This is a genomic window from Mycoplasmoides pirum ATCC 25960 (assembly GCF_000685905.1).
GTDB lineage: Bacteria > Bacillota_I > Bacilli_A > Mycoplasmatales > Mycoplasmoidaceae > Mycoplasmoides > Mycoplasmoides pirum.
In genome coordinates, this window is the sequence record NZ_JMKZ01000001.1 from 63,354 (window position 1) to 88,442 (window position 25,089).

The window sequence follows — 25,089 nt, forward strand, 5'->3', positions numbered from 1 at the left end:
CCAAATAATTTTAACATAAAAAAATATTTACTTTAACACATAAGAATTAATTGGCACTTCAATTAATTTCGGAAACTTCTTTAATTTTTTCGTTGCGCGTAACGCTCTTAATTTTTCCATTGTGAACTCTTATAACACATGAAGCTAATTCAGCAATTAATGGATTGTGAGTAACTAAAATAATTGTTGTTTTATATTCACGATTAACTTTAATAAATTGATCTAAAACTATTTGTGTCATTTCTTCATCTAATGCACCTGTTGGTTCATCAGCAAAAATAATTTTAGGGTTTTTTGCAATAGCTCTTAAAATAGAAACACGTTGTTGTTGACCACCAGATAATTCTGAAGGCAAACGATTTTTATACTCATACATTCCAGTATCTTTTAATAATTTATCAATATTTAAACGTTTTTCAGAATCTGGTTGCAAGAAAGCACCAATTTCAATATTTTCTCTTACAGTTAAATTTGGCAATAATCCATATTGTTGAAAAATATATCCAACATTTTGTCTTCTAAATTCTGTTAATTGTGTGTTATCTAAATTAATTAAATTTACATTAGCTACTATTGTTTTACCTATAGTGGCTCGATCCATTCCAGAAATAATATTTAATAAAGTAGTTTTCCCTGATCCTGATGGCCCTAAAATAACAATAAAATCACCTGGGTTTAATTGCAAATCAACATTATCTAAAACTTTATTTGTAACAACACCATTGCTATAGTATTTATAAACATTTTGTAAATCTATTATGTATGGTGTTTGAACTAAAGGAAACATTTTAGTTTTTTTGTCTTTTTTAATTTTGGTTTTAGTTTTTTCTAAAATTTCAATAGTTTTTACATCTAATTTTCTAAATAAATTTTCATATTTGTTTTGTAAGAATTTATATTTTTTAAAAAAATTTTTTAAAAATTCTTTTGATTTAATATCACACAATTTTTTTATATTTTTAGATTTCTTGTATTTGTTAAAAAATTGCTCAAAATCTTTATTCAAATTTTCTTTTGTTTTAGAAAAGATTTTTAAGATTTTTGGTAGATTAATTTTTAAATTATTAAAAATTAATGAATCAATAACAATATTAAATTTAGTTTCATTTAAATTTTTATATTTATCAAAAAAAGAAAAAATATTGTCTTTACTTAATACAATATCTTCTTCAAATTCATCTAAATAATTTTTTTTGTAATTTAATTTAATTAAAATGTTCCTAATATAATAAAAAGTTTTATTAGATTCTTCAGATAAAAATTTATTAACAGCATAAATTAAATATTGTGTAGAATTATCATTTTTTTGTATAAAAGTTGAAGGCACTAAATTTGGCTTACTAACATTTTTTCTTGTAATATCAAAAATATTAATCAATTTTAAATATTTTCGTTGAAGTCTAAATTTATAAAAAAAATTAATTTTTACATTGCTTAATTCTTTAATCTTTTTTTCTATTTCCTTTTTAAAAAAATTAATCAATTTATTTGCTTCTATATTAAATACTTGAAAATTATCAGTTGTATTAATTTCAACTTCCATTTTTAATGGTTCTGTATTTAAGAAAAAAGTATTTGTATTTTCTAAAAAACTCATAATATTTACCTTCGTTAATTTTTATTAAAAACTTTTAATTTCTTTAGAAATCTTTAATTTTCTTAAAATTATTCAATTAACCACAAATGAGAAAATAAAGAATAAAGTTAACAATAAAAATGAAACTATAACCATTCCCGGGGTTAACGATGCTGAGAGAATAATATTAGAACTTGTTGCAATTAATGAATTGTATTTTGCAATAAGACCAATAGTTGTAGGTATAGATACAATTAAACCCACAACAAAAACAGGAACATATATAGATAAAAAGCTACTTAAAATTTCTCAATTTGAAAAACCTAATGCTTTTAATTTAATACCAATTTTTCTTAACTCTTCAATCAACATATTTGATATCAAAACTACAACTAATAATACAATTGGAATAGTGATACCTAGAATAATATTTTGAATAACGATTGTTGTTCCAGCAATTGTTTGAAATAATTCATTGTTAGAACTAACGTTACTAATGTAACTTATCATAGAATTATAAGGTAAATTTGAATAAATTGTATTTAATTCTTTAATATATTCATTTTCTTTACCAGGAATTAGTGTATTTAAATTTAGTGCTTTTTTCAAAACAGAATAATTTCTATCACTTTCACCTTTTTCAATAGTTTTACTTACTAATGAAACAATAATAGGATTATTTTCACTAAAACTATTAGTTCCTGGATATAAACCCGATGGACTAAATAATGGCATTGAAGCATTAAAGTTAGCTACATTATTAGCATAATAACCATTAAAAGGTAAATTTCGATTTATTTCTTCTTGAGTAAACCCTAAAATTTCATTTGCAAATTTATAAGAAGTATACAATTCATTATCTTTTGCAGAATTATTGATATCAACCACTTTAAAATGAACTTCTTTAGTTAACGGTTCACCTTTAATCTTTCTAGTGTATCTATCATATAAATTATCAACATTTAATTTAAATTTAGATCCAACACTTAGGTTGTATTTTTCTGCAGTATATAAATTAACAATTAAAGGATACTCAGAGGATGATAAGTTAGTATTAAATAATTTATAATTTACTATTTCACCATTCTTATTAGTTAAAACAGGGCCCAAATAATTATCTGGAACTGTTCCATCATTTGGAATTCAATTTTTTATTCCATATATTGATAATTTATTAGAAGCTTTATCAACAGCATTAAGTCTTGTATATGAATATTTTGGTGAACTTTTACCATTTGCATACTCAATGGTGTTTGGGTCAATAGAATTTTCGTCATTTCCAATTGTTGTTTGATCTAAACCTATTAAATTATAAGAAAGCGAATAATTATAAATTCTTTCACCATATTCATCTAAAAGAGTCCCGTTTTTGATTTCATTGAAAACTTTATCTATAAATGCTAAATATTCTTTTTTAAATACACCATTAATAACCATTGAAATAAGATTATTTTTAACATTTTTTTGATTAATTTGAAATGTTTCAACATCGGTTTCAGGATTCTTTGTAACTTCAATGTATTTTTCAGCATCTGCATGTAACCCATCATCATATCAAACTGCTCTTAATAATTTTTGGAAATAATCATTTGATGAAGATAATTGATTAATTGGCATTAAACTAGCACTAGTTGATCATGGGTTAACCAAACCAGCAATATCGTAATCTAACATTAATTTAGATTGAACTAGGTTTTCTAAATATGTAATATTTGATTGTTGTTCTGTTAAATCTTTCATTTGAATTAAATGAATATTATCTCACTGATATTTTTGTGCTTTTGTGTTTTGACTTCCTCAGAAAAAAGCTGACTTGCTAGAATTCAATAAATAAAATGAAGGGTCATCACCTACTGGTATATTATCTGTTGCACCCAAACTTTCTAATGGTTGATATTTTATAACTCCGCTTTGTTCAGTAGGTGTTTCTAAATCAACTGAATATTTATAATGATGGGTATTTAAAGTATTAATTCTATTTTTTTCAAATAAACCATTCGAAGATCAACTAAAATTAAACACAACCATAATAGATGCTGACAAAAAGGATAAGATTATTAATTTTCAGAATGCATTAAATGCTAATGCTACTTTAAATCTTGAAACAACACTAAAACTATTAAATGGTTTTTTCATCAACAGTGAAAATTTAGAAATTTTGTAGTCACTGTCGTTTTTTAAACTTTCAACAACATTTTTTCTTAAAACAAACCAACCAACAATTAATGTAACAAAAATGAAAAAAATTATTGGGAATATTATACATATCATGTATGCCAAAATATTAAAAGGTGAGAGATCTGTTGGTATAAATCAATAATATGAAAAAATATTCATTGCCACATCTTGAAGTGATATACCCAAAGTATAACCACAAGTTGCTCCAATAAAACATGGGATAATACTAAAAGGTAATAAACTTAAACATATTTTCCATTTTGGGTAACCATTTGATTGTAAAACAGCCAAACTAAATTTATTTTTTGAAATATAGTTTTTAATTACTAAAACACTAACAAATAATGCTAAACCTAAAATAACTCCTATAAGCATTGCGGAAACAGTAGAAATTGTTTGAATCAAAGTTGTAATAAAAGTTGTTCTAGCAGCATTTAAATTTAAATAATTTGAAGTATCATCAGCAAAATATGCAGCATTCATATTGTCTGGTCAACTCATATTCTTACCACATCAAACATTAATTTCATTTAACAAATTAATTTTTTCTGACATTTTTTTAGTATTAAAAATACCAACAATATATTTTTCAATTGGGCTAGTTAAATTTGAATTGTGAATAGCATTATATCCACTTGAATTAAGAAAATATAAAAATTCAACTTTAGGATTAGGAACTAAAGAATTAATATTAAAAATTGGATACATGAAATCTGGTGTTAAACCAACACCTTTAATTAAGTATTCTGTATTCCCTATTTTTATTTTGTATTTTGAATCTAATTGAGATAATCAAGTATGAAATTCATCACCCGATGCTTGTTGTTTTTCATTTAAAGTTTTTAAATCAGTATAAACCGATTTTGTTTGTTTTAAATAATCTCAATTTCCGGGAGATATAACAACTTCAAACATTGATAAATCTTGAATAGTAATAGTTGAATTTAAAGAACTTCATTTAATTGAAAAACGAAAATTTTCATCTATTGATTCTGATTGATCACTAAAAATCTTATATAGTGTATCCCTATCACTTGCTAAACTATTTGTAACACCTGATTCATTCGTTGTATCATCAAGTTTTCCGTTGTTAGATATAGCTTTATCTAAAACACTTTTAATATTTGGATAAGTTGTGGCATTTTTTGATAAATTAGAATAAAAATCTATTAAATCTTTTTGATTTATTTTTAATGTTTCTACAGGATTTTTTAAAACGTCTACACCTAAACTGGAATTAACAATTTTTTTGTAGATATCCTCATAAATTTTAAATCGATCAGATATGCTTCTAGTTAATGGATTTCCTTGGTAAATAACTAATTTATTTATTTGATCTTCGGGGTTTGAATCAACAATTTTGGTTAAATTAACACCATCTGAAAATTCCAATGATTGATAATCTCTATAAGAAACACCTAATTTAATCAATTCATTTTTAACGCTAAGATTGGGGTCATTTTCTAACAAATCAATAAAATTATTTCTAATCAATTTAACTTGATTTGCAATTCAATCAAGAGCACTATCATCTGGTTCACTAGGAGTAGGTTCGCCAGGAATGGGTTCATCAGGAGTGGGGGTGTTAGGAATATAACCTGTTCAAGACATTAAAATGCCTTCTTTATCTTTATATCCTTTATATCTATTAGGATCCTTCTCAAATGCTACCTGAATGATGGATACATTTTTTGATTCTTCAGTTAATTTAATTCAAACCTTATCATTTGGTTTTGGAAAAGGAGTAGTTTCATTAGTAATTTCACGACCACTATCATCATATGGTTTAAAAGTTAATGGACCATAATCATATTTTTCATTAACGATTAAATCATTTAAATTTCCTTTTTTTACTAAAGAATTATATGAAGCTTGTAAGTTATTTGCAGTTGTATCTAAAATAGCAAAAACACCCAAAGAAAAAAACATTAAAAAGAACAAGCTTACTAGGGCTGTTTTAGTTTTTGAAAAAGAGCGAAATACATTTTTAAAAAGATTTTTCAAAATAAGGTACTTCTCTTTATTTATTAAATTTCATTCAAATATTGTAAATTAAAGAAATTGAAATAAAAAATTAAGTTATTAAATTATTAGTTAAAATTTCAACTATTTTTTCGATAAAAGTTAAAACTAATAAATCATATTCAGATTGTTTAGTTAAATTTGTTTCAAAATTTTTAATGCTTTCATTAGGTCTTAAGGAACTATCCATAAAAGTGTCTGGAACCAAACAAATTAAATAAGCATTTTTCTCATCATTATATAAATCAAATGAAGCATTTGTTTTAGTTGGATCAAAAAGAACTTCATTTAAAATTTGTTTGTTTAATTTTTCAATTGATGTTCTTGAACTATTTTCACCTATATAAACAAAATAATTTTGTTCGCTAAATTCTAATGAAAACTCATATGAATTAATAATTAAAGTTTTAGGATTCTTAAAATTAATTGTTTGTTTACATAAATAAAACTTTTCATTAATAAATGAAGGCAATTTAATTAGTAAAATTTTTTTATTATTGCTTAAAGTTAATTTCGAATATTTTAAATCATTATTATATGTCACAACAGTAAATTGAAATGGTGCTTTCGAATTTTTAATTTTCAAAAAATAATCATTTGATTGTTTAACAAAATTAAAAAAATTTGGAATATATGAAGAAAACAAAAATTCGCCTGGTATTAATTCATTATTTTTAGAATCTACTTCTTCAATTAATTCAACTTCAGAATTCATTTTTATTTTTTCAATTAAAAAAGATTCATGATTTATATTATTAAAATTTTTATATCTTTTGTTTTTTAAATTTGTTAAAACTATCGCAAGAATAAATATTAAAACTGTAAAAAAAATTAAAATTCCTAACAATACATAGTATGGAGTTTTACTAGGTTGTTTAAATAAAACAACTTGATTCAAAATGAAACCTATAAAAATTAAAAAGGCTATAAAAGAACCAATAGTTCCAATTCTTTTGTAATTTTTAGGATCTAAAAAAATTAAATCTAATTTTTCTTGAAATGATTTTTTATTTGATTGTTTCATTATAAATTTCTTTACTATTAATAAACGCTTGAAACGCTAAATAAATTATGTAAGCTCCAGGATCTAAAACATTTATACTCCTTTTGCCTAAATATCTAGCTTTTCCAAAATGAGAACGAGAATAAATATTTTGCAAAAGATTTTTTTCTATCGTTTCATTTAATTTTAATTTCAATTCATCCATTGAAATATTTGAATTATTGTAAATAACTTTAATACAGGGCAATAAAACGCTATAAAAACTTTTATCTCCTGCAAATAATTTAAATTTGCGACCTGTTTCTATTGTTGCATTATACAAAGATTCTGAAATTGCATTTTGAATAGAATCAAAATAAAAATAGTGTAAATATCTTAAAAAATTTGATACCCAAAAAGATAAAACATCGCCAATAGAACTACCTATTGTTTTTTTTATTAAATTGGAAATGTCAGATAAAACAACATAATCTAAATTTTCCTGTGAAATTAAAAGTTGTTTTATTTTTTGAAAACAATCATTAAATCTTGTACCTAAATCGCCTCTTTCAAAATAAGAACTTAATTTATTAATCTTATTTTGGTTTTCTGCAATTACTAAAATTAGATTTAAAATGTATTGTTTTAATTTGTGATTAAGATGATTTTTTTGGATCTGCATTTTCAACACTAGGTTTAGAACTAGTAGATGGTTTATTTACATTTGGCTTGTTAATTGAACTTGTTGTTGAAGATGTTGAATTTGCATCTACTTTTTTAGAATTATTTAATTTTGCTTCTTCAATTTGTTTTTTAATTAATAAAGCACTAGGTGGTAGTTTACGTTCTTTGTGAATGTAATCAATATCTTTTTTAACAATTGTTTCTTGCAACAATAATGCTTCAGCAATTAATTTGTGTTCTTCATGATTTTCTTTAATTAATTTTTTAGCTATTTCATATTGTTCAGAAATAATTTCATTAATAACTTTATCGATTTCTTCTGCTGTTTTATCTGAATATAGTTTTGCATTTGGATTAACAACACCTTCACTTGGAACAAATTGTGTCATACCTAAACGACTCATACCTAATTGAGTAACCATACTACGAACAATATTAGTTGCTTTATAAAAATCATTTGAAGCTCCTGTAGTAATACTTTCAGAACCAAAAATAATTTCTTCAGCTGCACGACCACCTAATGCACTAGCAACCATATTTAATAAATCAGATTTACGCTTCATCAACATTTCTTTATCTTTTGGCGTAGATAAAGTATAACCACCAGCTTGTCCTCTTGGAATAATTGTGATTTTTTGAACTTCATCAGCGCCTTCTAAATGTAATCCGACTAAAGCATGACCAGCTTCATGATAAGCAGTAAGTTTTTTATCAAAGTCACTCATAACTCTAGATTTTTTAGCTGGACCAGCCATTACACGATCAATTGCTTCATCTAAATCTTCTATAGTAATTGCGTTACGTTTAGAACGAACTGCTAATAATGTTGCTTCATTTAAAACATTTTCTAATTGAGCACCTGAGAATCCAGGAGTTCTTCTAGCAATATCATTTAAATTAACTTTAGCAGATAAATTCTTATTAGAAGCATGAATTTTTAAAATAGCTTCGCGTTCTTTGATATCAGGTAAATTAACTTGAATATGACGATCAAATCTTCCTGGACGTAATAATGCATCATCTAATACGTCTAATCTATTTGTTGCAGCCATAACAACAATTCCTGTTCGGTTATTAAATCCATCCATTTCAGCTAACAATTGATTTAATGTTTGTTCAGCAACTGAATAATTTGAAACTTCCAATTTTCCACGTTTAGATCCAACTGAATCAATTTCATCAATGAAAATAATACAAGGTGCTGCTTTTTTAGCTTTTGTGAACAAGTCACGAACTCTTTTTGCACCAACACCTACTAACATGTCTTCAAAAGCCGAACCTGTTACTTGGAAGAAAGGAACTTCTGCTTCTCCCGCAACTGCTTTTGCTAATAAAGTTTTACCTGTTCCTGGAGGACCATAAAGAATAACACCTCTAGGTACTCTTGCTCCCATTTGTGCATAACGATCAGGGAATTTTAAGTAATCAACAATTTCAATTAATTCATTTTTTTCTTCTTCAATACCTGCTACATCTGAAAATTTAATTGTTGATTTAGCTAATTTCGCTTGGGATCTTCCAATTGTAAATACATTGTCTCCATCACCATCACCACCAAGGCCGCCCATACCTTTTCTAAATGAACGGAAAATGAAGACAAAAATTACTATCATAATTATTAATGGTAATAATGAAAGTATAACATTTAAAACTGTTTGTCCTGTTGTATTTGAAAGTTGAATAACACCTACATTTAATAAATTATTGTATCCAGTAACTGTTGTTCCGCCAACTGTAATTGTGTTGTTTAATCTATTTATAAGTAAATTTGCAAAATGATATTGTTGACCATCCACAGTGTCTGATATAAATGATGAACAAGTTCCTTGGACCCAAACATTACCTAAACCAGATACATTCATTAAAACAACTAATTTGCCATCTGAAAAATGTTGTGAAACAAATGAAGAATTTGAATCAACAATTCTATCAACATCTCCCACTATTTTAATGTGCAACTTACCATCAGTAAAACTAAAAGATTCGGGGGCAACTACTCTTGTTTGTGGTAATGAAACAAGTACAATAACAGTAATAATAATACCTAATACAATTGTTCAAACAACTATATTCAAAATTAACTTACGTAATTTTGCAGGATCCATTTTATTTTCAGTAATTTTATTACCGTCAAGATTATTAATAGATTTTTGGGCCATTAATTAACTCTCACTTTGTGAAAAAACACCAATTCTTTTTATTGAAAGGTGATATATAAGTATAGTATATTCTATACTATTTTTTATTTTTTTGATAAACTGCAGGTTTAAGTGTTCCAACATAAGGTAAATTTCTTAGCATACCTTTGTAATCTAAACCAAAGCCAACCAAAAATTTATCTGGTAATTTGTAACAACTATAATCAATTTTTACTTTAACTTTTCTCTTATCAGGTTTGTCTATAAATGTTACTAAACTAACAGATTTTGCACCTCTAAATTTTAACATATCCATAACAATGCTAATTGTGTTGCCAGTGTCCACTACATCTTCTACTAATAAAATGTGTTTATTTTTAACATTTTCAGAAATATCCATAACAATTTTTGGAGCACCTGAAGCACTTAATTGACCTTTAAAAGAAGAAATAGTCATAAAATCTAAAGTCATATCAGGTTTAATTTTATCTATTAATTTTCCAATGAAAGGAATGCAACCTTTCAAAATACCCAACATAATAAATTTTTTATTACGGTATTTTTTATTAATTCAATCTGCAGCTTTTTGACAACCTTTTTCTACTTCTTGTTGACTTATTAACAATTCATCAATTCTTGGATCTATTTGAAAGTTATCAATTTTTTTTGTGTTTTTAATTAAAACATTTTTTTTACTCATAAATTAATCTTTCATTTTTAAAAGAATTACACTTTGGCAAGCAATTTGATTTTTTGGTTCTTCAAAATGCTTTGCTTTTATATTAATATTTTTTGTGTTTAATAATCTTTCCAAATTTTTATAAATAGAATTTCTAATTTTGTCTATTTTGATAAATTCAGAAAAAATGTTCAAATCAAGATTTACTATTTCGTACTTTAATTTAAACATTTTATCAATAACTTCATTAACAATAAACTCAGAATTTAAATTTTTATTTTTGGGATCTTTGTCTGAAAAATACATTCCAATATCACCCAACCCTAATGCTCCTAAAATAGCATCAGATATAGAATGAAAAACAACATCCCCATCAGAATGTGAAATAATTTCAAAATCACATTCTTCACAAACCCCACCTATTTTAATTTTGTTTTTAATTTTAGATTTTAGAAAATGATTATCAAATCCAATTCCAATTCTAAAAGACATATTAAATTAATTTGTTTTCAGTAAGTGTTTGTTTTATTGCTTCAATAGCTGCATCTTCATCTTCGCCATCAACAATAATTTCAATAGCATCATTTTGTTTTATACTTAATGACAATAAATTAATAATTGATTTCATATTACCAACAGCATTCGCGGGATTTTTAATTTGAATAGTTGATTTAAATGAACTAGCCGTTTTAACAAGCAATGTAGCTGGTCTAGCATGTAAACCTGTTGGATCTTGAATAGTAACTTTTAATGATTTCATAAGCAATTTAACCTGTTTGTTTAAAACAATTTATAATTCATGTAATTTTACATAAATAATTTTAAAAAATAAAAATAGATTAGACACACATATCAAAATTATATTTAATTAGAAAAAATCAATAGAACATGAGCAAATTAATCAAAATTAAAATTAAAGATGTTGATAAATTAGAATTTTATTTGAGCGAAGATGCAAAAGAAAATGATTATATTTCTTTGCATGAAATTAACCAAATAGATTTTACAGGATTGCAAAAAGAAATTGATGATAAAAGAAATAAATTAATAAATGAAAAATTAAATGAATTAATAGACCAAGAAAAAATAAATATTATTAACGAATTTAAGCAATCTAATGAATATAAAGAATTACAAGAAAAAATTAATGCATTAAAAATAAATTTAAATGAAGAAAAAAACAATGCAAAAAATGCAATTTTAAATTTTAAAGAATCAAATGAATACAAGAATTTAGAAAAATCAAATCAAGAATTAGAACATCAATTGTCATTAAAAATAAAAGAAATGGAATCCTTTAAATTAAAAATTGAAAATGATTTTAGACAAAGTGATGAATACAAAAAACTTCAAGAAAAAATTGATAAATTAAAAACTAATATTGCTGTACTAGAAACACAACAAAATTCTATAAAAGAAAAATTAGAGCTTGAGTTTAAAAACAAAGAATTAGTTAATTTGCAAAAATATAATGAAGAAATAGAAAAATTAAAAAGGGAGCGAAGTAACAACAGCAAAATTTTAGGTGAAGAATTAGAAAATTGAATTCGAAATGAATATGATAATTCTTTAGGTAATATTGAAGATTGTAAATTAGAAAAAACAAGCAAAGATATCAATGGAACAAAACCTGATTTTTTATTTACTGTGTTTCATGATAAAAAATCTTTGGGTTCAGTTACAATAGAAGCTAAAACTCAATTTGATATTGATAAAACTAAGGTCTTAAATGCAAGCCATTTTGCAAAATTAGATAAGGATAGAAAAAATCATAAATCTGATTTTGCTTTATTAGTTACAGAACTTGAGCCTAATGAACATTTTATTATTAAAAAAGTTCATGATTATGAAAACATGTATATGTGCCGTCCAATTATATTAATATCGTTTTTATCTATGGTACGCTCAATTTATAAACAAAGAGAAACTTTATTAGGTGAAATAGGTTTAATAAATTTTTTAGACAAAGAAGAAATATTAAATAATTTTGATTCTATGAAAAATGACATCTTAGATATTCAAATCAAAAGAATGAATCAAGCGCTAATTGATATTCAAGAAAATTCTGAAAAAATACAAAAATTAGCAATAAAAATTTTTGAAGATTCTAAAAAAATTATGAATAATTATGTTGAACAAATGAAAAATAAAATAGAAAAATTCAATATTAAAAAATTAACTAAAAATATTGAAAAAACAAATGATTAATTTATTTTCTAAATAATTCCATAGCGTTCTTAAAAGTTTTTTGTTTCACTTCTTCAAAACTAATATTTTTTAAATTTGCTATTTTTTCAATTGTGTGTTTTGAATACAATGGTTTATTTTCTTTTCCTCTAAAAGGAGTTGGAGTTAGTCAAGGTGCATCTGTTTCAACTAGTAACATATCTAGTGGAATAATTTTAACTGCATTTTGTAGATCAATAGCATTTTTGAAAGTAACTATACCAGGAATAGATAAATAAATATTAAATTTTGAACGTAAAGTAATAAATTCTTGTGCAAGTTTTAAATTTTCACTAAAGCAATGAATAATTATAGGAACATTGATTTTTTCTTTTTTTATAAAATCAATTATTTCCATATGAGCATTTCTGACATGAAACATTATAGGCAATAAATGTTTTTTAGCTAATTGAGTTTGCATTAATAAAAATTTGTATTGAACATCCATAAAGTTTTTGGAGTAATAAAAATCTAATCCACATTCACCTATTGCAGAAATAACATTTTTGTTTTCAATACACAATTGATTTAATATTTTCTCAGATTCTAATAAATTAAAATTTTGAACATCATTTGGATGAATAGCTATACAAGCTTTAACTCATTGAGAATATTTATTTGCGATGTCAATAGCTTTTTTTGAAGATTCAATGTCTACTCCTACTACATTAAAATAAATATTATTATTTTTACAATCATCAATTATTTCTTCTAATCTGTTAGATAAGGGCGAAAGATTAGGATGAGTGTGCGAATCATAAATACTCATAATTATTTACCTAAACAAAAGTTTTTAAAAATTTCATCCATCAAGTCATAGTCTTGAATTTTTCCTAAAATTTTTAAAATTGTTTCATTTGCATCTTTCAATGGATCAACTAAAATATCAATATAAGGATTAATGTCAATTTCTTTAAGCAATTGTTCTAAATTTTTTATAACTTTATTTAAATAATTTATTTGTCATTTTGAAGCCAAAATGTCTTGATTTAATTTAGAAAAAAGATTTTTTTCTAAATAATTTTTTAAATATTTTAACAAAGAATTAATATCTTTATTTTTAGCACTTATTAAAATACTATCTTTATCAAAATTTGTTTTTGATTTTGCCAAATCTTTTTTATTAAAACAAACTATAAAATTTTTCTTTTTGTTTTCTAAATATTTAATAATTTCTTTCTCTTCTATTGTTAATTTTTTATTTGCTTCACACACAAATATAACTAAATCAGATTTAGTGATTGTTTCATAAGTTTTTTTAATACCTTTTTTTTCTAATTGTGATTGATGATTATGAATACCAGCGGTATCCAAAAAAGTTATTTTAAAATTTTCAATTTGAACAGATGCTTCAACTATATCTCTTGTTGTGCCTGGTGTATTAGAAACTATTGCTTTATCCTCTTTAAGAATAGCATTCAATAATGATGATTTACCAACATTAGGTTTTCCGATTAATGCAATTTTAATACCATCGTTAATGTTCATTATTTCTTGTGAATTTTTTAATATTTTAATTAAATCAGCAATTATTTTTTTAAGTTCTTTCTTTACATTAATAAAATCAATTAAACCTTCTTCATATTCAGGATAATCTATTCCTATTTCAAATGAGCCAATTAATTTAAAAATTTTATTTCTTATTTTTTCTAAACTATCAAATGAAGAAGACAACATTGAATTTATAATTTTATTTCTTGAATATTTGTTTTTAGATTTAACAAATAAATCAACTGCTGCTGCTTGATTTAAATTTATTTTATTATTTAAAAAAGCACGTTTTGTAAATTCGCCCGGCTCTGATAAATTGGCACCACATTCTTGAATAATTAAATCAATAATTTCCTGTGCAACATCTACATTACCATGGCAATTAATTTCTATCAAATCTTCACCTGTATAACTATTAGGTGCAACATATTTCATCAAAAGAACATCATCAATTAAATTTTTATTTTTTTTATCAATTATTTTATTTCTTTCAATGGAAAAGCCTTTTTTAGTAATTTTCTTTTTACAAATTTTATTTAATTTGTTAAAAACATTATAACCAGAAACTCTAATAATATGAATTGCTCCCATTGCATAAGGAGTGGCCAAAGAAACAATTAATTTATTCATAATCTTATCTTTCTATTAATTTGATAATTTTTCAAAATATTGCATTTCTAATAGGATTAAGATTCATAATATTTAAAATTTCAAGAAGTTCTTTATATTTATCAATATTTAATTTCAATAGTAAATAGTTTAAAACTAACTCAATTTTGCTATATGATAAATTTTTAAATTCATTTTGTAATTTTTTTAAATCGCTTAAGGATTTATTGTTGACCAAAAAACCTTTAGAAATATTGAATACATCTAAATAAGATTTATCGTCAATTGATTTAATAACATCATCAATTAACCAATAAATTTTTGATAAAATTTCTAAATCAGATATAGACAGTTTTTTTTCTTCACTTATTTCTTTTCAATCAAATTTTTTTTCTGGTAATAGTAAAAATCTTTGACATCTACTTAAAATGGTTGGCGGAACTAATTCTTCATTTTTGGTTGTTAAAATTGCATATGTGTTGCTTGGTGGCTCTTCAAGAAATTTTAATAAAGAATTTATAGCTTCTTTTGATGCTTTTTCTATTTCTTTAATTAAGTAAATTTTTTTATTTCCTTCTTCTAACCCTTTATATATAAAATTATTTTGAAGATGTAAAATAGATTCTTTAGATATAGTTTTATTTGAATTGTCTATAACATTAAAATCAAAATATTGTTCATTGTTTATTTTTTCACAATTCGAACATTGATCACAAAAATTATCATTTGTTTTATTCAAACAAACTATTTTTTTTGAATAATTTATCAATATAGGTTTTAAATATGAACCTTGTTTGGTAATAATTAATAATGCATGAGCAGGTTTCAAAAAATTTATATTCATACATTTAATTATAGTAATTCTTAATGATTTTGCTTAGCTCAACTCAAACATTATTAGTTACTTCATCTAAATTTAAAGATGCGTCAATTTCAATTGGAATTTGTTTTTTATCTTTTGCATTTTCTAATTTTTTAATTAATTCTTTGTATGCTACAAAAATATTATTTTGGAATTCTAATGATACACTATCTAAACGATTTCGATTTTTTTGATTAATTCTTTCAATAGCTTTTTCAGGAGATATCATTAAGAAAAAAGTGTAATTTGGGCATAAATCTCTAATTGCTCATTTGTTTATTTCTCTAATTTCTTTTTCTGGAATTCCATTAACACCTTGATAAACAATAGACGAATCAACAAAACGATCAACTAACAATAAATTACCTTCGTTTAAATGCAATGCCGCTTTAGAATTAGGATGAAATAATTCTGCGCGCGATGCAGCAAACAAATATGCTTCTGTAACTGAAGACATTGTGTTTTCTTGATTTAATATTATCTTTCTAATATTCTCACCTATTAAAGTACCGCCCGGTTCTCTAATTAACATAAGATTAACATTAGGAAATACTTCATTAATTTTTTGTTCAATAATTTTAATAATTGATGTTTTTCCTGAACCATCAGGTCCTTCAAAACTAATAAACAATCCTTTTTTTCTCATTATTTGATTACTTCAACTCCCATATATGGAATTAGGACTTTAGGAACTAAAATAGTTCCATTAGATTGTTGATAATTTTCTAAAATAGCAGCTCATAATCTATCAATTGCTACTCCTGTTCCATTTAAAGTGTGAACATAGTGATTTTGTTTAGTAACTTTATCTTTATATCTAATCATTCCACGTCTAGCTTGAAAATCACCACAATTAGAACAAGAAGAAATTTCTTTATATCCATTATATGATGGTAATCATACTTCAATATCATAAGTTTTTAAAGCACTAAATCCCATATCACCTGTACACAAAACAATTCTTTGAAAAGGAAGTTTTAAAAGATTTAAAATGTTTTCTGCATCTTGAGTTAATTTTTCATGTTCATTTTTTGAATCTTCTGGTTTACAAAATTTAACTAACTCTGTTTTATAAAATTGATGTTGTCTAACTACACCTTTAGTATCCCTACCAGCACTACCTGCTTCAGAGCGATAATTTGCAATTGAGGCAACAAAATATTTAGGTAATTTCTTTTCATCTATAATTTCATCTCTAAAGTAATTAACTAGTTGAACTTCAGCAGTTGATGATAAATAATAATCGCTATTTTCTAATTTGAAAACATCTTCTCGAAATTTCGGAAATTGACCTGTGCTATAAAATGATTTTTCATTAATAATGGCAGGCGGCATTATTTCTTCATATTTTTTAGTGTGTTGATCTAGCGTAAATGCTTGCAAAGCCCGAATCAATTTAGCGCCTAATCCTTTATATACAACAAAGCGACTACCTGTTATTTTTGTAGCTCTTTCAAAATCAGCTAAATCTAATTGTGCGGCTAATTCTCAATGAGACAAAGGTTTAAAACTAAATGATGGTATACTTCCTTGTTTTCAAATTTTTAAATTAGATTTTTCATCTTTGCCAACTGGTACACTGTCATCAGCTAAATTTGGCATTGTTAATAACAATTCTTCACATTGCTTGCTTATTTCATTGTACTTAGTTTGAATTTCATCAATTTCATTCTTTATTTTAGTACCTAAATTTTGTGCTTCCTCAAATTTGTCTTGTTTTGATTCTTTTTTAAATAAACTAATTTCTTTTGCAATTTGGTTGCGATTGGAATTTAATTTTTCTAATGAACGTAACAATGATGAAGCTTGTTTATCTAATTTCAAAAATTCATCTAATTTCTCTAATGGAAATCCGCGATCTGATAATTTTTTTCTTAATTCTTTGCTATTACTTTTTAATAATGTTTTGCTAATCATAATTATTCCTGTACTATTAATCCCAATTTTTAGTTGCTAATATATAATCTGCAATTTGTTTTTTAACATATTTTGCTGTTTCTCATTTGTTATCAAATTTTGATTTACCAAATTCGCGGTCATTGATTGTTACATAAACTTCATCAATTTTTAAATTATTTTTTAATACTGCATATGCGATTGTTGATGGTTCAACTTCATATTTTAAGTTGCTACAATATCGGTTAATAAATTTTTTACCAAAAACTCTTAATCCATTTGTTGGATCAGATATTTTAATTTTGGTTTTTTTATAAAACATAAAAACAAAAATTTTTCTTGTGATTTCTTTAAAAATATTTTTAAATCTTTGTCCTTTTGCAAATCTTGTACCAAGGACAATATCAAAATTATTATTTTTAATATGGTTCACTAATTTAACTAAGTCTCTAGGATTATGTTGCCCATCTGCATCATATTGAGCAATATATTTATAACCTCGTTCTCAAGCATAATTAAATCCTGTGCGCATAGCTTCGGATAGTCCTTTATTAGTATTATGTCTAATCACGTTATAATAATTTTTTAAACATATTTCGTATGTTTTATCATCCGAACCATCATCTACTATAAGATAATCATATTTACATTCTTCTTGTAATTTTTTAATAGATTTAACAATATTTTTTTCTTCATTGTATGCTGGAATTATTACCAATGTGCTATCTAACGATAAAGATGATGTTCACATAATATAACCAAACTAATTTTCATTTAAGGAATTCTCTTTTTTAAAAATAGCTAGTGATTGCAATTTTTCTTTGCCATCTAAATTTATTAACTTAACACCTGATGTCGCTCTACCTTTTTCACCAACTTCAGTTAATGTTGTTCTAACAATATTTCCTGTTGAAGAAATCATCAAAATATCTTCATCACCATTTACTAATTTAGATACAACTGCTTTACCTGTTTTTTCAGTTATTTTTAAAGTAATAACACCTTTAGATCCACGATTAGTTAAACGATATAAATTGCGGTCTGTTAATTTACCAATTCCGTTTTCACCAACCGAAAGAACAAAATTACCGTTTTCAGAACATGATAAACCTATCACTTCATCATTTTCTGACATACGAACGCCGCGGACACCAGCAGCTGTTCTTCCCATTGAACGAATTGTATCTTCATTAAATCTAACTAAATGACCATTTGAAATACCAATATAAATTTCATCTTTTCCTGAAGTTACAATTACATCAAATAAAGTATCGTTTTCGTTTAATGATATTGCAATTTTGCCGGTTCTATTAATTCTTTCAAAGTGTTGAATTTCAGTTTTTTTAACTGTACCTTTTTTTGTACAATAAAAGAAATATCCTGATTCATAATTTGTTATTGACAACAATGAACAAATTTTTTCATCTTTTTCTAAATCAATAATGTTAATTGCTGGAATACCTTTTGATTGACGAGAACCAGAAGGTATTTGATGAGCTCTAATTCGATAAACTTTACCTTTATCAGTAAAAAATAAAAGATCAGAATGTGTGGAACAAATTAGTAATTTACTAACATCGTCATCTTCATGAGTATTCATTCCTTTGATACCAACTCCACCACGATGTTGTGATTTATAAGTTTCAACAGGAATGCGTTTTAAATAACCCTTATCTGACATTGTTATTACAATATTTTCAACAGGAATTAAATCTTCATCTTCAATTGATGAAGCTGCCCCATAAATAATTTCGGTTCTTCGTTCATCACCAAAACGTTTTTTAATATCGTCTAATTGATTACTAATTATTTCTAATTTCAAATCGTTATTTTTTAATATGTCTTCATATTCTTTAATTTGATTTTTAAGTTGAATTAACTCATCTTCAAGTTTTTGTCGTTCTAAACCACTTAAATTGCGCAAACGCATATCTAAAATAGCTTTTGCTTGAAGATCAGATAAATTGTATTTAGAAATTAAAGTTTTTGCAGCATCTTCATTATCTTTAGCTTTTTTAATAATTTCAATTATTGCATCAATGTTTTTTGTTGCAATAACTAATCCTTCTAAAATGTGTTCGCGTTCTTTAGCTTTCTTTAAATCAAATTCAGTTTTTCTTGTCAATACATCAACTTGGTGATCTAAATAAAGTTTTATTGCTGTTGGTAGATTAATTAACTTAGGTTCACCATTTACCAAAGAAAGCATATTGACACTAAAATTAGATTGTAATTGTGTTGTTTTGTAAAGTTGATTTAACAAAACTTCTGGAACTACATTTTTTTTAACTTCTATAACAATACGAACACCTTCGTGGGATGATTCATCACGTAAATCAGAAATTCCTTCAATTTGAGACATTTTCACTAAATTAGCAATTTTCTCAATTAAATTTGCTTTATTAACCATGTAAGGAATTTCAGTGATTACTATTGCTGATTTACCATGTGGTAATTCTTCGATAATAGCTTTAGATCTAATTGTTACAGAACCACGACCTGTAGAGAAATAATCAATAATTCCGCTTTCACCTAAAATCTCACCATATGTCGGAAAATCAGGACCTTTAATTACAGTTCGCAAATCATTTGCATTAGCATTGGGGTTTTTTATAAATAATTTTATTCCATCTATCAATTCAGATAAGTTGTGTGGTGGAATATTTGTTGCCATACCAACAGCAATTCCAGAAGCACCATTGGCTAACAAATTTGGAAATAATGCTGGCAAAACCATTGGTTCAGTTTCTGTTGCATCATAATTATCAACAAAATCAACTGTGTTTTTATCTATGTATCTAAGCATTTCAGCAGCAATTTTAGACAATCTTGCTTCCGTGTAACGCATTGCTGCTGGTGAATCACCATCTAATGAACCAAAATTACCATGACCATCAATTAGCATGTATCGCAAAGAAAAATCTTGTGCCATACGTACCATTGTTTCATAAATTGCAGAATCACCATGAGGGTGATATTTACCCATTATTTCTCCAACAATTCTTGCTGATTTTTTAAATGGTTTATCGTGGTGCATTCCGCCCGCATGTGCACCATAAAGAATTCGGCGATGAACTGGTTTCAAACCATCGCGAGCATCTGGCAATGCACGAGCAACAATAACTGACATTGCATATTCCATAAATGAATTTTCAAGTTCAGTTGAAATTGATACATCTTTGACTACTGTTTTTTCTAAAGATTCTTTTATTTGATCGTCTAAATTATTAGGTTTCATTTTATAAATTTATCCTTATACTAAAAATCAATGCTTTTAACGTTTTTAGCATTTTTTTCAATAAATTCTTTTCGAGGTAAAACATCTTCACCCATTAAAAGAGAAAATGATTTATCAGCAATAGCAGCATCTTCAACAGTTACTTTTAATAAAACACGTTTTTCTGGATCCATTGTTGTTTCTCACAATTGAATAGCATCCATTTCACCAAGACCTTTATATCTTTGCAATTCAAATTTTTTGTCAGGATTGTTTTTCTTTCACTCTTCTAATTCAGAATCTGTGTGCATATAAATATTTTGTTTACCAAAAGAAACTCGGTATAAAGGTGGTTGTGCAATATAAATATGATTATTTTCAATTAGAGGTAACATGTATCTAAAGAAGAATGTTAGTAAAAGAATTCTAATGTGTGCGCCATCAACATCGGCATCTGTCATAATTATGATTTTGTTGTAACGAATTTTTGTTAAATCAAATTCAGGATTTACGCCCGCACCAATTGCTGAGACCATAGCAGAAATTTCAGCATTTTCAAAAATTCTTTCAAGTTTAGCTTTTTCAACATTTAAAATCTTACCACGTAATGGAAGGATTGCTTGAAAATGTCTATTTCTTCCTGATTTTGCAGAACCACCTGCTGAATCTCCTTCAACTAAAAACATTTCACATATTGAAGAATCTCTTGATGAACAATCAGACAATTTTCCAGGAAGTGATCCTGAATCAAATGGTGATTTACGACGCATTAAATCTCGTGCTTCTTGCGATTTACGACGTGCGTCCATTGCTAATATAGATTTTTTAATGATTATGTTTGCATCATCTGGGTTTTCCAACATGAATCTTTCAAAAATATCACTTACTATTTGTGATGTTAAAGAACGAACTTCTGTATTTCCTAATTTTCGTTTTGTTTGCCCTTCATATTGAGGATTTGGATGTTTTATTGAAATAACAGCTGTTAATCCTTCAGTAACGTCTTCTTTTGAAATTTTTTCACTGTCTGGTTTTAAATATTTTTTGTCGACAGCAAATTTATTAATAATTTTTGTTATAGCAAATCTAAACCCTTCTTCATGGGTACCACCTTCAGTTGTGTTTATGTTATTACAAAAACTAAAAACTGAATTGTTGTAAGTTTTATTATATTGGAAGGCCACTTCAACTAAAATTGAATAAGTGTCTGTTCCATTTGGGGTTTTTACTTCATCTAATTTTTCACCATATATTATTTCAGAAATTAATGGTTCTTTTTCTGCATTTAAATGTTTTATATATTCTTTTATTCCGCCTTCATAATGTCATTCAAAATTAGCTTCTTTGTTTTGTCTTTTATCTTCAAAAATAATTTTGATGCCTTTGTTTAAAAAAGCTAATTGTTGTAATCTAGTAACAATAAATGACTGGTTGAAATCTAATTTTTCCATGATTGTGAAATCTGGAATAAATTCAATTGTTGTCCCTGTTTTGTTATCGTCATTTTTTTCATCTAAAACTTTTAATGGTTCTAGTGGTGTGCCACCATCTTTAAATTCCATAAAATGAACTTTGTTTTTGGAATAAACTCAAATTTTTAATTGTGAACTTAATGCATTAACAACAGATGCACCAACCCCATGCAAACCACCTGAAACTTTATAAGAATTATTATCAAATTTTCCACCAGCGTGCAAAACTGTTAAAACTGTTTCAACTGTTGACTTGTTTGTTTTTGGATGCAAATCAGTTGGTATACCACGCCCATTGTCTTCTACCCTAACTTTGTAGTTATCAAATAATGTAACTTTTATTGTGTCAGCGAAACCCGACATGGCTTCATCAATTGAATTGTCTACAATTTCCCAAATCATGTGATGCAAGCCTTTTTCGCCTGTTGATCCTATGTACATGCCTGGGCGTTTTCTAACAGCTTCTAAACCTTCTAAAATTTTTATGCTATCAGAAGTATAATTTTGGATTTCTTTTGTATTTGCCACAATTAAAATTTTCCTTGTGTCTTTTCTAATGGTTATTTAACAAATAGGTTTTACCTTTTATGTTAATTACGTCACCATCATATAATTTGCGACCACGACGTTGTTCGAGTGAATTATTAACTAAAACTTTATTTTCTAACAAGAAGGGTTTTGATAATCCACCAGTAGAAATAACATTAATAAATTTTAAAAATTTTCCTAATTCTATGTAATCTGATTTGATTTTCACAATTACTGTGTTTTTTTGGTTTGAATTATTCAATTTTTTTTCCAATAATTAGTTAAATTACTCTAAGCAAAATTATAAATTAAAAAAAGATAATATTAATATTAATTAATATTATAAATTGATAATTTTTTTAAAATTTAGTTTTCACCAAACCACAAAACTCATTGATTTGTTGAATAATTATCTAAGAAACGAATTCTTTGTGTTACTTTTGGAACGATTTTAATGACAACTATCAAATCGCCTTCTCAACCTAATGCTTTGTGGCCTTTTCCAAAAAATTCCATTATTTCGCCATTTTTAACTTTTGGTGGAATGTTTAAAATGTAATTTTTTGTTTTTTCGTACCATAACCCATAAAAATTGTTTGGTTCTATAACTCTCAAATTTAAAGGTGATTTTATTTCCAAGCCAGCTCTAACTTCAATTTCTGTTGCTTCTAAAACTAATCTAATATTCATGTAGTTTTTTAAATTGAGCCATTTTTCATAATTATATTTAAATTTAAAGAAATTTATTATGTCTTGAGAAGGTAAATTGCTATTTACAAAATCTTCTCTAAAAGCTAATCGATTTATAAAATTAATATTTATTTTTTCATTTTTAAACAACATGTGAAATAACAAAGAAATGTCGTAATCTAAAAACGATTCAAGATTTTTTTGCTTTCTTGGTGCATTAGAATAATTGTTGTTAGATCAATCTTGATATGTATCATGATCATCAAATTTATTGTAACTTTGATTATCTACATTAAAATCTCATTCACGAGTTATTTTGTTGTTATTCATAAATGATTGGTGCCATAAATCACTATCACTATAATAAGTATCAGGATTAGCTTTACCTTTAGCAAAAATTTCAAATGTTTTTTCTGTACTTGTACTTAACATTGTGTCATATTTTTGTTTTTGGATAGGATTAGACAAAATAGAGTAAGCATTATTAATTCTTACAAACATATCATCATTACTTTTATTTAAATCAGGATGATATTTTTTTGCTTGTTTTTTATATGCTAACTTTATTTCTTTATCAGTGGCGTTTTTTGGTATATCTAATAAATCATATAGCGTCATTTTTTACTTACAAACTTCTCATCGGTACTAATACTTGAATAAATTCTTTTTCATCTTTGTCATAAAGAATAAAAGGTTTTAAATTTTTTTCAATTTGAAAACAAACGTTTTTGTTATTAAATGCTTTTAAATGTTCTAATAAAAATGTTGCATTGACAGCAAACTCAAGTGGTTTGCCTGAAAAATTTAATAAATCTATTTCTTCTTTTGAAGAACCAAGTTCTATACTTTTATAAAAAACTAACAATTTATTGTTTGTTATTTCAATATTACATATTGATGATTTGTCTGAAATTGAAAAAGATATTACTCTATCTAAAGCATCAATTAATTGCAATCTATCTATTTCTATTTCAGTTTCATTCTTGCATTCTATAATCGGATCTATTTTTGGATACTCAGAATCAATCATATTACATGATATAACAAATTCATTTGTTTCTATCATAACATTTTTGTCTTTTATTTTAAATAAAATGTCCGTTTTGGTTTTCAAAAATGAGGAAATTAAATTTAAAACATTTGTATTAATTAAAAACTTGAATTTTTTTCCTTCAAATGGGATTTTATACAAAGATAATTTAAAAGAATCCGTTGCCACAATTCTTAATATATTATCTTCTGTTTCTTTATCAAAATAAATTCCATTTAGTTTATTAACTCTTTCTATTTGTTGTAAAGCAGAATGAGATACTTTTTTTATTGCTTTTGATAATTTTTCACTTGGTATTATTATAGAATCTCATCCTTCGTTATCAAAAACTAGGTTCGGGTAACTATTAGAATCTATTGTATTTATATTTGAAACATAATTTTTTGTTTTTATTTGTAATGATGAGTCTAAGCTTATTAGTTCTACATTCTCATCTTTAATTTTTGAGATTATTCCAAACAATAATTTTGATTTAACTAAAACTTTTCCTGTTTCTTCAATATCTATATTTTCTTTTATTGTGTATTTTGCGGATATTATTCCATTGGATGAAATCATTTCCAATTCTTTTTCAGTTACATTAAAAAAAATTGAATTTAACACAGCGTTTGTTGATGTGTTAGTTCCACTTAAAATAACATTATTAGAAAATTTTAAGCAATCAATTAAAACATTTCTATTAATTGTAATTTTCATAAATTATTTTCAAACCTAATTATTTATAAAAAATATTATTTGTTTATTTATTTTATATTAATTTTAATTATATATTATTAATCATGTGGAAA

Annotated in this window: 20 protein-coding genes; 1 reads left to right on the plus strand and 19 read right to left on the minus strand. The window is 25.4% G+C overall.

Features of this window, described 5'->3' with window-relative positions; genetic code table 4:
• Positions 1-46 precede the first annotated feature (46 nt).
• The 8 genes from T397_RS04150 to T397_RS0100310 all read right to left on the minus strand — a co-directional run bounded on the left by T397_RS04150 (position 47) and on the right by T397_RS0100310 (position 11,019).
• Positions 47-1,597, minus strand: a complete 1,551-nt coding sequence (locus T397_RS04150; protein WP_052663026.1) for an ABC transporter ATP-binding protein — start codon at positions 1,595-1,597, stop codon at positions 47-49.
• A 24-nt stretch (positions 1,598-1,621) separates the two neighbouring features.
• Positions 1,622-5,683 carry an ABC transporter permease gene (locus tag T397_RS0100280; RefSeq protein WP_027123724.1) on the minus strand — a complete coding sequence of 1,354 codons (4,062 nt, stop codon included), beginning with the start codon at positions 5,681-5,683 and terminating at the stop codon, positions 1,622-1,624.
• Between the two features lie 145 nt (positions 5,684-5,828).
• Positions 5,829-6,800: an MPN670 family protein gene (locus tag T397_RS0100285; RefSeq protein WP_027123725.1), complete on the minus strand. Its 972-nt coding sequence runs from the start codon at positions 6,798-6,800 to the stop codon at positions 5,829-5,831.
• Positions 6,784-7,440, minus strand: a complete 657-nt coding sequence (locus tag T397_RS0100290) for a DAK2 domain-containing protein (RefSeq protein ID WP_027123726.1) — start codon at positions 7,438-7,440, stop codon at positions 6,784-6,786. The genes T397_RS0100285 and T397_RS0100290 overlap by 17 nt, the downstream gene beginning before the upstream one ends.
• Positions 7,415-9,547: an ATP-dependent zinc metalloprotease FtsH gene (gene ftsH, locus T397_RS03695; RefSeq protein WP_155947929.1), complete on the minus strand. Its 2,133-nt coding sequence runs from the start codon at positions 9,545-9,547 to the stop codon at positions 7,415-7,417. Before ftsH ends, T397_RS0100290 begins: the two co-directional genes overlap by 26 nt.
• Before the next feature lie 130 nt (positions 9,548-9,677).
• Positions 9,678-10,280 (minus strand): hypoxanthine phosphoribosyltransferase, encoded by a 603-nt coding sequence (hpt, locus tag T397_RS0100300; protein ID WP_081794279.1) that lies wholly within the window; start codon positions 10,278-10,280, stop codon positions 9,678-9,680.
• 3 nt (positions 10,281-10,283) lie between these two features.
• Positions 10,284-10,751, minus strand: coding sequence for a 2-C-methyl-D-erythritol 2,4-cyclodiphosphate synthase (locus T397_RS0100305; protein WP_027123728.1), 468 nt, complete (start codon positions 10,749-10,751; stop codon positions 10,284-10,286).
• A 1-nt stretch (position 10,752) separates the two neighbouring features.
• Positions 10,753-11,019 carry an HPr family phosphocarrier protein gene (locus tag T397_RS0100310; RefSeq protein ID WP_027123729.1) on the minus strand — a complete coding sequence of 89 codons (267 nt, stop codon included), beginning with the start codon at positions 11,017-11,019 and terminating at the stop codon, positions 10,753-10,755.
• Between the two features lie 128 nt (positions 11,020-11,147).
• On the opposite strand from T397_RS0100310, the gene T397_RS0100315 reads away from it, so the two are divergent.
• Positions 11,148-12,467, plus strand: coding sequence for a DUF2130 domain-containing protein (locus T397_RS0100315; protein ID WP_027123730.1), 1,320 nt, complete (start codon positions 11,148-11,150; stop codon positions 12,465-12,467).
• A 1-nt stretch (position 12,468) separates the two neighbouring features.
• Here T397_RS0100315 and T397_RS0100320 read toward each other — a convergent pair whose 3' ends face one another.
• From T397_RS0100320 to dnaN, 11 genes are all read right to left on the minus strand, one after another.
• Entirely contained in the window at positions 12,469-13,254 is a 786-nt protein-coding gene (locus T397_RS0100320) for a TatD family hydrolase (RefSeq protein ID WP_027123731.1), read from the minus strand.
• A 2-nt stretch (positions 13,255-13,256) separates the two neighbouring features.
• The gene (gene mnmE, locus T397_RS0100325) at positions 13,257-14,606 is read right to left on the minus strand and encodes a tRNA uridine-5-carboxymethylaminomethyl(34) synthesis GTPase MnmE (protein WP_052663027.1); all 1,350 of its coding nucleotides are present in this window, start codon (positions 14,604-14,606) and stop codon (positions 13,257-13,259) included.
• A 4-nt stretch (positions 14,607-14,610) separates the two neighbouring features.
• Complete coding sequence (locus T397_RS0100330) at positions 14,611-15,429, minus strand: hypothetical protein (RefSeq protein WP_027123733.1); 819 nt, start codon at positions 15,427-15,429, stop codon at positions 14,611-14,613.
• Between the two features lie 4 nt (positions 15,430-15,433).
• Positions 15,434-16,093, minus strand: a complete 660-nt coding sequence (tmk, locus tag T397_RS0100335; protein WP_036449043.1) for a dTMP kinase — start codon at positions 16,091-16,093, stop codon at positions 15,434-15,436.
• The gene (gene serS / locus T397_RS0100340; protein WP_027123735.1) at positions 16,093-17,364 is read right to left on the minus strand and encodes a serine--tRNA ligase; all 1,272 of its coding nucleotides are present in this window, start codon (positions 17,362-17,364) and stop codon (positions 16,093-16,095) included. The genes tmk and serS overlap by 1 nt, the downstream gene beginning before the upstream one ends.
• Before the next feature lie 16 nt (positions 17,365-17,380).
• On the minus strand, positions 17,381-18,094 hold the full coding sequence (locus T397_RS03700; RefSeq protein ID WP_052663028.1) for a glycosyltransferase family 2 protein: 714 nt from the start codon (positions 18,092-18,094) through the stop codon (positions 17,381-17,383).
• Between the two features lie 12 nt (positions 18,095-18,106).
• A complete protein-coding gene (gene gyrA, locus T397_RS0100350) occupies positions 18,107-20,581 on the minus strand; it encodes a DNA topoisomerase (ATP-hydrolyzing) subunit A (protein ID WP_027123736.1) in 2,475 nt (824 codons plus the stop codon).
• Between the two features lie 20 nt (positions 20,582-20,601).
• The gene (gyrB, locus tag T397_RS0100355) at positions 20,602-22,560 is read right to left on the minus strand and encodes a DNA topoisomerase (ATP-hydrolyzing) subunit B (protein ID WP_027123737.1); all 1,959 of its coding nucleotides are present in this window, start codon (positions 22,558-22,560) and stop codon (positions 20,602-20,604) included.
• Positions 22,561-22,585: 25 nt separating this feature from the next.
• A complete protein-coding gene (locus tag T397_RS0100360) occupies positions 22,586-22,789 on the minus strand; it encodes an RNA-binding S4 domain-containing protein (protein WP_244874354.1) in 204 nt (67 codons plus the stop codon).
• A gap of 137 nt (positions 22,790-22,926) precedes the next feature.
• Positions 22,927-23,868 carry a J domain-containing protein gene (locus tag T397_RS03705; protein ID WP_052663029.1) on the minus strand — a complete coding sequence of 314 codons (942 nt, stop codon included), beginning with the start codon at positions 23,866-23,868 and terminating at the stop codon, positions 22,927-22,929.
• 7 nt (positions 23,869-23,875) lie between these two features.
• Positions 23,876-24,997, minus strand: coding sequence for a DNA polymerase III subunit beta (gene dnaN, locus T397_RS0100370; protein WP_027123739.1), 1,122 nt, complete (start codon positions 24,995-24,997; stop codon positions 23,876-23,878).
• Positions 24,998-25,089 lie beyond the last annotated feature (92 nt).